Here is a 14,617-nt window from a genome sequence, read left to right on the forward strand (position 1 = left end):
TTTTGTGCTTAAACTCGCATGATTTTTGAGATATGACGTTATCATAACCATTAAGATCATCCAAAATATTAGAAATAGAACCCATGAAAAAAATTCTCTTTATTCTGCTTGCTGTAATCAGCCTACACATCGTAGCTCAAGAAAAATACCAGATTAGCATAGATCTAACCAAAGCAGAAAACGATCGTATCCCAGTTGAAATCACGTTACCAACAATTACTCATGACACTATAGAGTATCACATGGCGAAGATTGTGCCTGGAACTTATAGTATTTCAGACTTTGGACGCTTTGTAGATGATTTCAAAGCAATGGATATAGATGGAAATGAGATCGCTTTTGAAAAATTAAGTACAAACAGGTGGGTTATCTCAGAAGCTAAGAGGCTTAGCAAGATTTCCTACTGGGTAGAAGACTCCTTCGACGAATTTGATGGGTATGGTGGAAATCCCATTTTTGAACCAGGAGGAATGAGCATTGAAGCCGACAAAGGCGTATTTGTAATAAACACTTTTGGATTTGTTGGCTATGTAGATGGTTACAAATTCAATCCTTTTGAGCTCACAATTATCCATGATTCCGAAATTGCAGGAGCTACTTCTCTAAAGAAAAGCACTTTCACTGATACCTCTGATACATATGTAGCTGATAACTTCAACTTTCTGGCAGATGCGCCCATTATGTACAGTAAGCCTGATATCGTAAGTAGACAGATTGCAGGTGCTGAAATTTTAGTATCAGTTTATTCACCAAATAATGTTCTCTCAGCGACGGATGTCATGGACAACATCTCTGAGTTGATGGAGGCTCAATCAAAATACCTAGGTGGTCAGCTTCCGGTAGATAGATATGCCTATTTAATTTATTTATTCGATGGCCCTACCATTTCTGGGGCCATGGGGGCTTTGGAGCATTCTTATTCCTCCTTGTACACACTTCCTGAAATGGATCCTGAAAGAATAAGCCAAACGGTAAAAGATGTAGCAGCTCATGAATTTTTCCATATTGTCACACCTCTAAATATTCATTCAGAAGAGATTCACGATTTCAATTACATAGAACCCAAGATGAGTCAGCATCTATGGTTATATGAAGGAGTGACCGAATATGCATCTCAACATGTTCAAGCAAAGTATGGACTATTCGATCTAGAAGACTTCCTTTCTGAAATGCGAAATAAAATGAATCAACAAGATCAATACGCTGTAGACATTCCATACACAGAGTTCAGTGAAAACATATTAGATCCTGCGAATGAGCGACGATATGGAGATGTATATGCGGGTGGAGCACTCATTGCATGGTGTTTAGATCTAACAATCATTAAGTCTACAAATGGACAAAAAGATCTTCAATTTGTTTTGCGGGAACTTTCAAAACAATATGGGCCCAAGAAAGCTTTTAAAGATGAACAATTGTTTGCCGAAATTGAAAAAATCACCACTCCCGCAGTTGGAATGTTTTTAAGAAAATATATTGGAGGTACAGAATCCCTACCCTATCAAGAAATTCTTGGTTGGGCTGGAATAGACTACTCCCCTGAGAGTAACGAAATGGTTATCACAGCTGGGAAATTCTCTCCAGCTCTCAACGAAAATCAAGAAATTTATGTGGCCTCCATTGATGGAATGAATGATTTCGGGAAAGATTTAGACTTGCAACAAGGAGACGTTTTTGTAGAATGGAATGGATCAGCGGTTACTATTGAAACTTTCTCGGATGTAATACAATCATACTATAGTGAGGCAGAAGAAGGCGATAAAGTCACTGTCATCGTTAAAAGAGAAGTAAAAGGCAAAACAAAAGAAGTGAAACTGAAAGCAAAAGCACAGAAAGTAGAATCTTCTCAAAAACATTCGTTAGTAGTAATAGATAATCCATCCGTTGACCAACAAAAAATTAAATCATTATGGCTGAGTGAGTAACCATTCGGTCTGATTATAGTAAAATATAGGAAACTTACATTTCTAACCATGAAGAGAAACAACAAACTATTTATTATCGGAGGTGTTGCTATTGTCGCAATATTAATCCTAGTGTTTTCTGGAAACTCAACTGACTCAGCTGCCGATGTTGTTGTTGAAGTGGAACAAGGTGATTTTGTGGTAGATATCATGACTTCAGGAGGTTTAGAGGCTAAGAATTCTGTCCCTATAAAAGGTCCAGGTGGTCTTCGGAATTATCGTATCTGGAATGTGACCATTCAAGATATTATTGATGAAGGTACAGTAGTGCAAAAAGGACAATATGTGGCAAGACTCGACCCATCGGAACTAACTGGTAAATTAAAAGATGCTCAAATCGAATTAGATCAGCAACAATCTCAGTATACTCAAACAAAGCTTGATACTGCCTTAACCATGCGTCAGGCAAGAGATGAACTTATCAACCTCGAATATGCTGTGCGTGAGAAGCAATTGACACTTGACCAATCACAATTCGAGCCTCCAGCAACTATTCAAAAAGCAGAAATTGAATTAGAGAAAGCAAAGAGATCTTTCTCTCAAGCAACGGAAAATTATGAAATCAGAGAGCAGCAGAATGTTGCCAAAATGAGGCAAGCAGGTGCCGAATTATCTAAAGTGAGAAACGAATTAGACGGACTAACAGGACTCTCAAGAGAATTTATAGTCACTGCCCCTGAAGATGGAATGCTTATCTACAAGCGGAGTTGGGATGGGAAACCTGTAAAAGAAGGTTCTCAAATCAGTGGCTGGGATCCAATTGTAGCTACTCTTCCAGATCTATCAAAGATGGTTTCTAAAACGTATGTAAATGAAGTAGACATTCGAAAGGTTAAGCCAGGACAAGCTGTAGAAATAGGTTTTGATGCTTTCCCTGATAAGAACTTAAAAGGTAAAGTTTCGCGTGTAGCTAATGTTGGTGAACAACGACCCAATTCGGATGCAAAAGTATTTGAGGTAGAAATTGAAGTTTATGGCACTGACCCCTTACTTAAACCAGGGATGACTACTAGCAATAAGATCATCACAAAAACAGTGGAAGATGCTTTTTTTATACCCCTAGAAAGTCTTCATTCCCAATATGATTCCATCACTTATGTATTCAAAAAATCTGGCGGATCAACTTCAAAACAGGAAGTGATGATTGGTGATGCTAACGCTGAATATGTTCACATTATCAATGGACTTACTGCTGGCGACCGTGTAAGTTTATCCACTATTCAAGGAATGGATAGTAGAGATGTAAATCTTCTTCCTGAAATGGACGGTAAGCGTAATCAAAAAGAAGAAGAGGTGGCTCCAGAACCTGCTCAACCTCAATTACCACAAGGACGTAGAGGAAGAAAGAAGAATGGATAAGGAAAGAATCCTCGCCAATCTTTACATAGCTATAGAAGCTGTATTGGCCAATCGAGTTAGATCCATACTCACCGCGCTTGGAATTATTTTTGGTGTGGCAGCAGTGATCGCTATGTTAGCGATTGGCAATGGAGCTCAACAAGAGATACTAGAGCAAATAAAATTAGTAGGCGTCAATAATATTATCATTGAGCCTGTAGTAGAGCAGACAGAAGAAAACCTTGCAGAGGATGATTCAGATTCTAAGGAAAAGAAGAAATTTTCTCCAGGTCTTACCTTAGAAGATAAAGAGTCTATTCTTAAAACAATTCCAGGTATAGAGACAATAAGTCCTGAAATTCTTTTAGAGACTTACATTATTAAGAATGGTATCAGAAGATCTGCAAAGCTCGTGGGTGTGGAACCCTCCTACTTTGACATCTTTAACTTCACATTGGCTGATGGAAAAATGTTCAATGAAGCACAACTCGAAAAAGGTGCAGCTGTCTGTATCATTGGTAAGTCCATAAAAGCAAAGTTTTTCCCATCCCAAAACCCTGTTGGGAAAATGCTTAAATGTGGGCCTAACTGGCTCAAAGTCATAGGCGTATTAGATGAACGCTACATCAGCGAAAGTAGTATCAGTAAGCTGGGTATTCGAGATTATAACATGGATGTTTACACACCACTTCAAACAGTTCTCGTTCGGTATAAAAACAGGGCTATGCTAACAGAAGAAATGATTCAAGGAGCTAATACGGGTTCATCAGGAAACTTTGTTTTCTTCGGTGGTGGTAGTAGTGGTGGCTCTAATGATGATGCTCCTAAACAAGCGGTAAACTATCACCAACTTGATCGAATGGTGGTACAAGTAGCACAGACGGACAAATTAAACCCTACGGCGGAGGTCATTGTCCGCATGTTAGAGCGTAAGCACAATGAAGTGGTTGATTACGAAATAGAAATACCTGAACTGCTCCTAAAACAACAACAGAGAACGAATGACATATTCAGCTATGTACTTGGAGCTATCGCAGGCATCTCGTTGATTGTTGGCGGTATAGGTATCATGAATATCATGTTAGCCTCTGTTTTAGAAAGAATTAAGGAAATAGGATTGCGCCTTTCCATAGGTGCCAAAAAAGCAGATATTATTAATCAATTCATGTTTGAATCCATGATGATCAGTATTTCAGGTGGATTTATTGGGATTATTATCGGCATAATGATGGCACTTGCTGTCAGTCGGTTTGCAGATATACCTACGGTCATCTCTTTTGGTTCAATACTTATTTCATTTGGAGTGGCGACAGCCATCGGACTTATATTTGGTATCGCTCCTGCAAGAAAAGCAGCACTCCAAGATCCAATCACATCACTTAGATATGAATAGACTATTCACACTCATCACCCTATTGATCACATGCTCTACTTGTGTCAATGCTCAGGTACTTTACTCTTTGGATAATATCATTGACTTGGCCAAAGGACAATCCCCCCAGGCCAAACAGGCAGAAACCAGAAAAGAGAATCGCTTCTGGCAATACCGATTATTCAAGTCTAATTACAATCCTCAATTAGCTCTCAGTGGAAACCTACCGTCTTATAGCAATCAATTTATTCCAGTTACCCAAGAAGATGGCTCGACTCAATTTCGACCTGTAGAGCAAACAAATTCATCGCTTAACCTTGGTTTATTTCAACCGATTGCTCCAACAGGAGGAAGTGTATCAGTAAACACACGTGCAAGTCAATTTCAAGACCTGGTTTTTGACGATACCAGATGGAGAAGTACAATTGTTGATTTAACAATAAATCAACCAATTTTTGCTTTTAATCAACTCAAATGGGATCGCAAGACAGAGCCTATTCGATACGAAGAATCGAGGCGTAGTTATGTAGAAGAGATGGAATTCGTTTCTAGGAATGCAGTACAACGATTTTTCGATTATCTGGATGCCCAGGTAAACTACCAGATTGCAGAATTTAATCTTGCTAACAACGACACAATCTATAACATAGAGAAAGGGCGGTATAACATAGGGACTGCCTCAGAAGATAAACTGCTACAAGTAGAATTACAGTTGTTAAGATCTAAACAAGATCAAACGCAGGCTCAACTAGATCTTCAGACTTCCCGATTGGCTTTAAGGACTTTTATCGGATTAAACGAGGGAGAAACATTCGACCTTTCACTTCCGCAAGACATTCCTATTTTTCCTGTAGAAGAAAGACTTGCCTTACAGTATGCAAAGGACAATAGATCCGACTTTATTGCTTTTGAAAGACGAAGACTCGAAGCGGATGCTCAAGTAGCACAAGCCAAGGGCCAACGTTTTCAAATGAACTTAAATGCTTCTTTTGGTCTGAATAGTGCTGGATCGTCGCTTGATGAATCTTATCAGGATGCTCAGACTCAACAGTTTGCAAATTTGACGCTCAATATTCCTATTGTCAACTGGGGAAGAAATGAAGCGCGAATGAAGACAGCTTTGGCAAACAAGCAGCTTACTGATTATGTGATTGCTCAAGAAGAACAAAACTTTGAACAGGAAATCATCACTCTTGTTAGACAACTAGATGTACTCAGACAGCAAATAGAGATTTCAAAAAAATCTGATGAGGTAGCTCAAAAAAGGTACGAAGTGGCGCAGAACAGGTATCTCATTGGGAAAATCGACATTACTAACCTCAACATTGCCTTGACAGAAAAGGATACTGCAAAGAGGAGTTATATTAATGCGCTAAGAAGTTACTGGATTGCGTATTATGACTTAAGGAGGTTGACACTCTATGACTTTGCAAACAAAAATCTGTTATACACACTGAATGACTGATTAGTTTTCCATCATCTCCATACACACTCATTTTTACTGCGAAGAAAGGTCACCTTTTAAGGTTTAACTCTGAGTTTTCTAAAATCAGTACTTAGTTTTACTGTAGATATCAATTGAAATCAATCGATGAATAAACCATTAGCTTTCATCCTATTGCTCACATGTTGTTTTTCATGTGTGAAAATCCCGCAAGAGTCTATCGACTTGTCTAAAACTTTGGGGAGAGATCTAGGCATCTTACACAACTCGCATAGAAATTCTGTCGAGATCATTTATAGCAAAATAAAAGAAGATATCAATCTCTTCATTGATGATGTCTATGCTCCTTTTATCATCAATTATGTAGTGTCTTCAGAAATGAACTCCTTTAAGGAAGGAAAAGAGTCCATTTTTAAATCCCTCACTGATGCTGCTCAGTCAGACACCAAGCAAGTCACAGATAAAGCCTTGAACGACATTGCTGATTTCCAGAAAGCTGCATATGGACAAATTTTAATCAAAAGGAAAGAACTCCTCACCCCTGTTGAAGAAGAGGAAAGAGAAGTATTACAGTTGATTGACAATTCTTACAACAATATGGTGCATGCAAACGCTACCATTACTGGATACCTAGAATCCGTCAAGAAAGTAAGAACAGCACAAAAAGAGGGACTAGCCATGGTTGGACTGGAAAACATGGATGAACAGCTGACCAATCGATTGGTTTCTATGTCTGGTAAAATCAATTCATATCTTGATATAGCCAAGCAAATAGACATCAAGTCCAATGAGGCGAAAGAAGAAATAGAAGAAATTTCAAAGAAGATTAAAGAAGTTAAAAACCAATAACTACACATATGTCAACCAATAGATTCGATGATTTATTTAAAGAAGCTGATGATGCTTTTGACGGAAAATACAAGGATGAATTGAATCAACTATACGGGCTATCTAGAGAGGAAATAGATGCAATCACACCAGGCACAGTGGACATGCGAGTGTATACTAAACTCATGAAAACTGTAGAAGAGGCCTCTCGTCAGAATATGGAACTTGCACAATTGAAAAAGCGAATTGAGGATCTGGGGACAGTTGCCATTGAGATTGCCAAGAAAGTACCAACGCTTTCTGGTATGTTCTGAAGTTAACCTACTCCAAAGCTAACTTTACATTTACTTAATCAGCATAAAGCAATATACTTAACTGTATGACGTATATTTAATATAATTAGTCTCGAGCGGTTTCGAGACATAAATCAGTTAAATGTATTTTTATGAAAAAGCTATGGATCTCACTATCCATTGGTTGCTGTTTTCTAATCCTTTCAGGATTTGATACAGTATCGACCAACAATGAAGAAGTGTCCTTTTTGGGATGCTCGCAAACAGTTAGAGCTTGCGACACGTCGGGCGATGGGCAACCTGACATTTTTTTTAGCTTACAAGGAGGACCAGCTCCCTTGCCAAGCAATTTCAACCCAGCTCTTTACACGGTACCCAACTTTGGATGTGCCAACATTTCATTCTCAGTGGCCTGTCCACCTCCACCTCCACCACCTCCACCAGGTGGTGGAACTATTCAGGTGGAAGCATGCGATGTAACTGGCGAAGGGCAACCAGACATTTTCTTTAGTCTTTCCGGTGGGCCAGCTCCACTTCCAAGCAATTTTAATCCAGCACTCTACACTGTTACTCCAGGAGGATGTGACATTATTAGTATTGTGTTATAAGATTCAAATGAATAAAAGCATGGGACTCGTTCCTGTGCTTTTTTATTCTGATTTACACCCAATCAATTAGAGCACAAGCGGAAGCTTGAACTGGTTGTGGAAGCTCAGCCTGCTCTTGTGTCTTACCATATGAGAATCTGAGAGAGTAAATAGGGGTAGTTACTTCGAGTAGCAATCAGAAAACTCAAACTTCAAAGAAGTTACTTACAACTTCAACTTACGCATACCTTTAAAATAGAGCCACATCATTTTTAGCTTGGATCCACCTTTCTTCCTCCCCATTTCCATGGCATCCCATAGTTCTTCTGGAATAGCTTCCAGTTGATTAAACTCTCCTGCTCCTTTCAGCCACTCTCCGCCATCAATGGTGATGACTTCTCCATTGACATATGCTGAGTAGTCAGATACTAAATAGGCCGCCAGATTGGCCAGTTCTTGATGATCGCCTACACGTTGAAGAGGTACTTTTTTTGCTGGGTCATATTTCTTCTTTAAGTCTCCTGGTAGAAGTCTATCCCATGCTCCTTCTGTAGGAAATGGCCCTGGAGCTATTGCATTACTTCGAATACCATATTTCGCCCATTCTACTGCTAAAGAACGTGTCATAGCTAGCACACCACTCTTTGCACATGCAGAAGGAACTACATAGCCTGAACCTGTCCAAGCATAGGTTGTAACAATGCTTAAGATATTCCCTCCTCGCTTCTCCTCTATCCAGTCTTTACCTAAAGCCAGAGTAAAATTGTAGCTTCCCTTCAAAACGATATCCACTACCGTATCAAACGCTCTATGAGAAAGTCGCTCGGTAGGGCTAATAAAGTTTCCTGCTGCATTGTTAAGCAGTACGTCCACACCTCCAAATTTTTCTTTTGCTTCCTTAATCACACGTTCGACCTGATCGTATTCACGCACATCACAGGCTACACAATGCACTGGATAGCCACTCTTAGCCGTTATTTCTTTGGCTGTTTCCTCCAATACTTCAATCTTCCGACTAGTAATCACAAGGTTGGCCCCAAGCTCTGAAAAATAGGATCCCATGGATTTGCCTAATCCTGTCCCCCCTCCTGTTACAATAATTGTTTTGCCCTTGAGTGAATCAGGGCTCAGCATACCTTGTGTGTGGCTCATAAGAAATTAGTTTGGATGGCAATATAGATAATAGGCCATAAAAAAAGAGGCCCACGAAGGGCCTCCCACTTTGGTAGTGAATAGAGCGTTAAGCATCTAAGCTCAAAGTACTAAACTTATCAAATGATAAACAATACCCTAAATAGGGTATTTTACTTTTTCATCCAATTTAATACCTGAACCATCGATAAAGTAGCAATCACGAGGAGACCAAACCCCAAAAGAAGGTTTCCATAAACTACATTTCCAATCCCAAATAAGGCACTATAAACTCCAATGGCTCCTAAGAATACACTCAAGATCGAGTTTCCAAATGATGAGCGTTCGTAACTAAATTTTTTCCATCCAAAGCTTGGACGAATAAGGTCCACAAATTTTTTCAATGTTTCTTCCGATTCCGGTTTAGTGAAAAGTGTGGTGGCTATCCAAACAACAGAAGTCACTCCGGTGGCAATCAACAACTTCATTGTAAAGTCATCGATGTAATCATTCCCTAAGGCTCCTTCTGGCACAACCAAAACAAGCACAAATGCATTAATAGTCGCAACGATCATTCCTACTATTTCTGTCCAGGCATTGATTCTCCACCAAAACCATCTTAACAAAAAGATTGCACCAGTGCCTGCCCCTGATAACAATAAGATATTAAATGCTTGCGTTGCATTTTCTAAGACGGTCAATGATAAAAGTCCTGCTACAAGCATTAGCACCACTGTAGAAGCTCGACCTACCAACACCATTTCCTTTTCTGTAGCTTCTGGCTTCAGAAATCGTTGATAGAAATCATTCACAATGTATGAAGAGCCCCAATTCAAGTGTGTACTAATGGTAGACATATACGCTGCTATCAAAGATGCCAAGACTAACCCCAGCCATCCGGGCGAAAGAAGCGTCAACATCACTGGATAAGCAATATCATTTCCGAGGTACTGATCGTTGATTTCTGGAAAGGCTTGTTTGATGGATTCCAGATCCGGGAATAAGACAAGGGAAGCTAAAGCTACTATGATCCATGGCCATGGCCTTAACGCATAATGGGCAAAATTGAAGAACAATGTAGCTCCAACAGCATGCTTTTCATTTTTAGCAGCCAGCATTCGCTGAGCGATATACCCTCCTCCTCCAGGTTCTGCTCCAGGATACCATACGGACCACCATTGCACAGCTAAAGGAATAATAAACATCGAAATAAGTACTGATGTATTCGAAAAATCTGGAACAATATCGAGTTTACCAATGACTGCATCATTTACCAATAAGCCCTTCAGTCCACCTACCTCAGGCTGGGACAGTGATACATATGCTGCATAAATAGCTCCCAATAAAGCGATCGAAAATTGAAAAAAATCTGTCCAAATCACTCCCTTAATTCCACCCAAAGCAGAATAAACTGCAACTATTGTTGATGCAATAATTACCGTATGAAGCGGAGAAAGTCCAAATAGAATTGAAGATATCTTAATCGCAGCAAGGGTGACGGAACCCATGATTAAACAGTTAAAGAATATTCCTAAATACAACGCTCTGAATCCACGAAGGAAAGAAGCTGCTTTACCGCTATATCTAAGTTCATAGAATTCAAGATCCGTCAAAATTCCTGATCTTCTCCACAACCTAGCATATATAAAAACAGTAATCATCCCGGTAATCAGAAAAGACCACCAAGCCCAGTTCTTCGCCACTCCAGATTCTCTAACAAAGCCCGTAACCAAATTTGGCGTATCAGCGGAAAAAGTAGTAGCCACCATGGAAACTCCCAATAGCCACCAAGGCATAGATTTTCCTGCTAGAAAGTATTCCTCTTTACTTTTTCCGGCACTTTTTGAAGCAACTATGCTTATGATCAATACGATCAGGAAAAACCCTCCTATGATGAACCAGTCTAAGGTGATTAATTTCATAAATTGTTAATTAGTTGAATCACCATAAATCTAATGTTATGAAAGTTTTGAGCAACTACATGCTAGCCAATTTAATTTTCTTCATGACAAGTTGCCTTGGAAAGCAAGAGGCTACAGTGCAACAAAAACCTACTTCTCAGATGTGGGAATTAAAAAAAGAAGATGGTTGGAAGGTGATAAAAAAAGTATCATTTAAATATGATGAAAAAGGTAATCGCATTGAAGAACTGAGTAAAAGCATTGACGGTGATAGTGAATCTCTACTAGATAGGACAATTAGAATATATGATCAAAATAATAATGAAGTATCATTCTCCAGAGAGGTTTGGAAGGACAGCACGTGGAGTTTTGCTTTTGATAAAAACTACCTCTATGAAGATAAAATAATAGCAAGGCGTGATTCTATGGTCCGAGGAGGTAGCTCCTCAGTATTTTTTGTTGATTATGTATATGACAAAGATGACCTTCTGATAAGTGAAGTTTCTAAAAGAGATATGGAAGGTGTGAAAATGAATAATAGCAAGGTTATTTATCACTATGATAAAGATGGTAATCCGGTTATCAAGGAGTTTCCCATTTGGCAGAATAATCAATGGGGGAAATCCAGAAAAATGATTTTAACGTATGATTCTAATGGAAATCACATACAGACAATAAGATACAACTGGACTGATAGTATGTGGGTTGAGAGTATCATATATGACCTCAAAGTAGACATTGATGGAAATCGCTTGGAAGAACTATGGAAAAGACCTGACGCTGATTCTTTAAAAACTTACATGAGAATCACATATGTGTTTGAAAATTAACTTTGGTGAAAAATGTAACCAATTGATGTATAAAAAGTATTCCTTCCAATGCAACCTCAAAGAGGAATTGCTGTCATTAATCAACTTGACTTACGATTATGCTACGAAGCTTCTTTCTTATCTCAATCCGTAACCTTAAGAAAAACGGACTTTATTCTGTCATTAACATATCTGGTCTTTCCATAGGAATTGTCTGTAGTGTATTGATTTTGCTTTGGGTAGCAAGTGAAATTTCATATGATAAGTTCCTGCCCAAGTATGACAGACTATATCAAGTATACATTAGTTCAGAATTTGATGAGCGGGTGAATAAGTGGCGATCTGTTCCTCTTCCTACTTATGAGGAGATGAAGGTAATCGATAGTAACATCAAAAACTCTGTTGTTGCTGGTTGGGGAAGTGACCGACTGATTACAGCTGGAGATATACGAATTATAAAGCCTGGATACTATGTAAGTGAGGAATTTCTGGAGATGTTTGAATTTCCGCTCATCTCCGGTACTCATAGGGAAGCATTAAAAGACCCAATGTCCATTGTTCTTTCCGAATCATTGGCGAAAATTCTTTTTGGTGATGAGGATCCAATAGGAAAACAAGTGCGGTTATCTGATGAAGGTACACTTCAAGTCACAGCAATTGCGAAAGACTTACCCGAAAACTCTACCTTCCAGTTCGATTACCTGGCTACATGGAAGTATCGTGAATCAGTAAACGAGTGGATTAAAGACAATAAGACGAATTGGGGAAATTATTCTTTTCAGGTATTTGTAGAACTCAATGATCCTTCACGTCAGGCACATGTAGATTCGAGTATCTATGACTTGGCAGAAGAAAAAGATGGTGAAGATGGTATGGATAAACACTTTTTTCTTCATCCTATGAAGGATTGGAGACTTTACTCCAACTGGAATGAAAAAGGCGAACAAGCTGGTGGGCGTAGTGATTATGTTCAGTTGTTTACAGCAATTGCAATCATTATCTTAATTATTGCATGTATAAACTTTATGAATCTGGCCACTGCACGTTCTGAGAAAAGAGCCAAAGAAGTTGGCATTCGAAAAAGTTTAGGTACAAGTCGAAGCAGGTTGATCTATCAGTTCATCAGTGAATCAATATTCATTACATTCATTGCTTTCCTCATTGCGGTCATATTGACGGAGTTAGCCCTTCCATCATATAATAACCTGGTGGAAAAGGAGCTTTCTATCAATTATACCTCTCCTCTCTTCTGGATTGCTTCTATTGGTATCATTATCGTGTTGGGTGTAATTTCTGGCAGCTATCCAGCTTTTTACCTTTCCTCATTCAGACCTGTACAGACACTAAAGGGTACAATTAAAGTAGGGAAAGGAGCAACAACGCCAAGGAAAGTATTGGTTGTACTCCAATTTGCTTTTTCAATCGTACTGATGATAAGCACGATTGTCATTTTCCAGCAAATCAACTTAGTAAAGAACAGAGATCTCGGGTACCAACAAGATCGATTGATATCAGTGGAACTCACAAACGATCTCTCTGATAACTATGAGATCCTTAAGCAAGAACTGATGTCATCTGGAATGGTAGAATCTGTAACTCGTTCAAATTCTCAAATCACCCAGATTAACTCCAACAACTTCTTGGGATGGCCTGGTAAGCCCGATGATCGTCGAGTTATTTTCACCACCATTACCACTACCTATGATTATGCTAAAACCATGGGCATAGACGTTTTGATGGGAAGGGATTTCTCAAAAGACTTTGCAAGCGACTCAAGTGCTATTGTCATAAATAAAGCAGCTCTAGATATCATGGGGCTAGAAGACCCTATTGGAACCAACCTTGATCTTTGGGGAGATAAACTTAAGCTCATTGGAGTCGTGGACAATGTGCTGATGGGCTCTCCCTATGAGCCCGTGAAGCCTATGTTTCTGATTCTCCAGGACTGGGGTGGTTATATCTCCATTCGACTCAAAAAAACCAATGATTTACAAGCCACTCTAGGAAGTGTAGAACAGACTTTTAACAAACACAATCCTGCTTACCCATTTGAATACAACTTTGCGGATGTCGAATTCCAACGTAAGTTCACAACCATCAATTTGACACGCAAACTTGCGAGTCTATTCGCTACACTGGCCATGATCATTACTGGACTTGGGTTATTTGGGCTGGCCTCCTACACTGCAGAACAACGAATCAAAGAAATAGGAATAAGAAAAGTACTAGGTGCTACCGTAGCGAGCCTTATGAAACTTATGTCAAAGGATTTTTCTAGACTGGTCGTGATATCTTTCTTTTTGGCAGCTCCACTTGCCTGGTATTTGCTCGATCAATACCTTGATAGGTATACAATCCGAGTAGATGTAGCTTGGTGGATATTTCCTTTAGTTGGCTCTATCGTTTTACTATTTGCCATTGCCATTGTATCGGATCAAGCCAGACGGGCAGCTAAAGCTAATCCGGTGAAGTCATTGAGAAATGAATAATTAATGTGTTTTAGTGCCCACGGACTCATTAATACTATCTTCATCTATTTTGGAAATAGTACTTAAATTATGAAGTAGTTCTTGCGCTTCTTTCATGATTTTATCATAGTACGACAGAACCTCTTGATCGAATTCTGGTGTTTCCTGTGCAGTTACTTTAAATATTTGCATCTGATTCATGAAATTATTGAGAATGTGATAAGCAGATGATAGCATAGCTATATAAACTTTGGCTTTTTGCTTTTCTGTTTCCGTTTTTCTTTTTCTTTTTTGAAAATGCGCCAATGAAAAGGCACTAAACAAGAAAAATGGAATAATAGCCTCATCAAATTCAAAATTTTCCAATTTTTCCATCAGGAACACCAACTTTTCGAATAGGTCTAGATCGAATAAAACAACCGTTACAAATAGTAAAACGGATAAGCATAGTCCTATCCACAAAAGTGAAGCATCTTTCATTA

12 protein-coding genes are annotated in these 14,617 nt (G+C 39.0%); 9 read left to right on the forward strand and 3 right to left on the reverse strand.

Annotation, left to right across the window (positions count from 1 at the left end; translation table 11 throughout):
• The first annotated feature begins 83 nt into the window (after positions 1 to 83).
• The 7 genes from ABJQ32_02235 to ABJQ32_02265 all read left to right on the forward strand — a co-directional run bounded on the left by ABJQ32_02235 (position 84) and on the right by ABJQ32_02265 (position 7,847).
• Entirely contained in the window at positions 84 to 1,925 is a 1,842-nt protein-coding gene (locus tag ABJQ32_02235) for a hypothetical protein (GenBank protein MEP5288436.1), read from the forward strand.
• Positions 1,926 to 1,973: 48 nt separating this feature from the next.
• Entirely contained in the window at positions 1,974 to 3,323 is a 1,350-nt protein-coding gene (locus ABJQ32_02240) for an efflux RND transporter periplasmic adaptor subunit (protein MEP5288437.1), read from the forward strand.
• Positions 3,316 to 4,695 (forward strand): ABC transporter permease, encoded by a 1,380-nt coding sequence (locus ABJQ32_02245; GenBank protein MEP5288438.1) that lies wholly within the window; start codon positions 3,316 to 3,318, stop codon positions 4,693 to 4,695. Before ABJQ32_02240 ends, ABJQ32_02245 begins: the two co-directional genes overlap by 8 nt.
• Positions 4,688 to 6,139, forward strand: coding sequence for a TolC family protein (locus ABJQ32_02250; GenBank protein MEP5288439.1), 1,452 nt, complete (start codon positions 4,688 to 4,690; stop codon positions 6,137 to 6,139). The genes ABJQ32_02245 and ABJQ32_02250 overlap by 8 nt, the downstream gene beginning before the upstream one ends.
• A 126-nt stretch (positions 6,140 to 6,265) precedes the next feature.
• Entirely contained in the window at positions 6,266 to 6,967 is a 702-nt protein-coding gene (locus ABJQ32_02255; protein MEP5288440.1) for a hypothetical protein, read from the forward strand.
• An 8-nt stretch (positions 6,968 to 6,975) separates the two neighbouring features.
• Positions 6,976 to 7,260: a hypothetical protein gene (locus tag ABJQ32_02260; GenBank protein MEP5288441.1), complete on the forward strand. Its 285-nt coding sequence runs from the start codon at positions 6,976 to 6,978 to the stop codon at positions 7,258 to 7,260.
• A 131-nt stretch (positions 7,261 to 7,391) separates the two neighbouring features.
• Positions 7,392 to 7,847, forward strand: a complete 456-nt coding sequence (locus ABJQ32_02265; GenBank protein ID MEP5288442.1) for a hypothetical protein — start codon at positions 7,392 to 7,394, stop codon at positions 7,845 to 7,847.
• A gap of 204 nt (positions 7,848 to 8,051) precedes the next feature.
• Here the strand turns inward: ABJQ32_02265 and ABJQ32_02270 are convergent, their stop codons facing one another.
• Positions 8,052 to 8,978, reverse strand: coding sequence for an SDR family oxidoreductase (locus ABJQ32_02270; GenBank protein MEP5288443.1), 927 nt, complete (start codon positions 8,976 to 8,978; stop codon positions 8,052 to 8,054).
• Positions 8,979 to 9,130: 152 nt separating this feature from the next.
• On the reverse strand, positions 9,131 to 10,879 hold the full coding sequence (locus ABJQ32_02275; protein MEP5288444.1) for a sodium:solute symporter family protein: 1,749 nt from the start codon (positions 10,877 to 10,879) through the stop codon (positions 9,131 to 9,133).
• A gap of 38 nt (positions 10,880 to 10,917) precedes the next feature.
• Here ABJQ32_02275 and ABJQ32_02280 point away from each other — a divergent pair, with 38 nt between their 5' ends.
• Both ABJQ32_02280 and ABJQ32_02285 read left to right on the forward strand, forming a co-directional pair.
• Positions 10,918 to 11,688 carry a hypothetical protein gene (locus ABJQ32_02280; protein ID MEP5288445.1) on the forward strand — a complete coding sequence of 257 codons (771 nt, stop codon included), beginning with the start codon at positions 10,918 to 10,920 and terminating at the stop codon, positions 11,686 to 11,688.
• A gap of 98 nt (positions 11,689 to 11,786) precedes the next feature.
• The gene (locus ABJQ32_02285) at positions 11,787 to 14,156 is read left to right on the forward strand and encodes an ABC transporter permease (GenBank protein ID MEP5288446.1); all 2,370 of its coding nucleotides are present in this window, start codon (positions 11,787 to 11,789) and stop codon (positions 14,154 to 14,156) included.
• Here ABJQ32_02285 and ABJQ32_02290 read toward each other — a convergent pair whose 3' ends face one another.
• Complete coding sequence (locus ABJQ32_02290; GenBank protein ID MEP5288447.1) at positions 14,157 to 14,615, reverse strand: hypothetical protein; 459 nt, start codon at positions 14,613 to 14,615, stop codon at positions 14,157 to 14,159.
• Between the last annotated feature and the right edge of the window lie 2 nt (positions 14,616 to 14,617).

The organism is Marinobacter alexandrii, assembly GCA_039984955.1.
Lineage (GTDB): Bacteria > Bacteroidota > Bacteroidia > Cytophagales > Cyclobacteriaceae > Ekhidna.

Coding starts and splice junctions, on each gene's coding strand:
- ABJQ32_02290 (MEP5288447.1), bottom strand. CDS start 14,615: ATGAAAGATGCTTCACTTTTGTGGATAGGACTATGCTTATCCGTTTTA.
- ABJQ32_02250 (MEP5288439.1), top strand. CDS start 4,688: ATGAATAGACTATTCACACTCATCACCCTATTGATCACATGCTCTACT.
- ABJQ32_02235 (MEP5288436.1), top strand. CDS start 84: ATGAAAAAAATTCTCTTTATTCTGCTTGCTGTAATCAGCCTACACATC.
- ABJQ32_02280 (MEP5288445.1), top strand. CDS start 10,918: ATGAAAGTTTTGAGCAACTACATGCTAGCCAATTTAATTTTCTTCATG.
- ABJQ32_02275 (MEP5288444.1), bottom strand. CDS start 10,879: ATGAAATTAATCACCTTAGACTGGTTCATCATAGGAGGGTTTTTCCTG.
- ABJQ32_02260 (MEP5288441.1), top strand. CDS start 6,976: ATGTCAACCAATAGATTCGATGATTTATTTAAAGAAGCTGATGATGCT.
- ABJQ32_02270 (MEP5288443.1), bottom strand. CDS start 8,978: ATGAGCCACACACAAGGTATGCTGAGCCCTGATTCACTCAAGGGCAAA.
- ABJQ32_02285 (MEP5288446.1), top strand. CDS start 11,787: ATGCTACGAAGCTTCTTTCTTATCTCAATCCGTAACCTTAAGAAAAAC.
- ABJQ32_02245 (MEP5288438.1), top strand. CDS start 3,316: ATGGATAAGGAAAGAATCCTCGCCAATCTTTACATAGCTATAGAAGCT.
- ABJQ32_02265 (MEP5288442.1), top strand. CDS start 7,392: ATGAAAAAGCTATGGATCTCACTATCCATTGGTTGCTGTTTTCTAATC.
- ABJQ32_02255 (MEP5288440.1), top strand. CDS start 6,266: ATGAATAAACCATTAGCTTTCATCCTATTGCTCACATGTTGTTTTTCA.
- ABJQ32_02240 (MEP5288437.1), top strand. CDS start 1,974: ATGAAGAGAAACAACAAACTATTTATTATCGGAGGTGTTGCTATTGTC.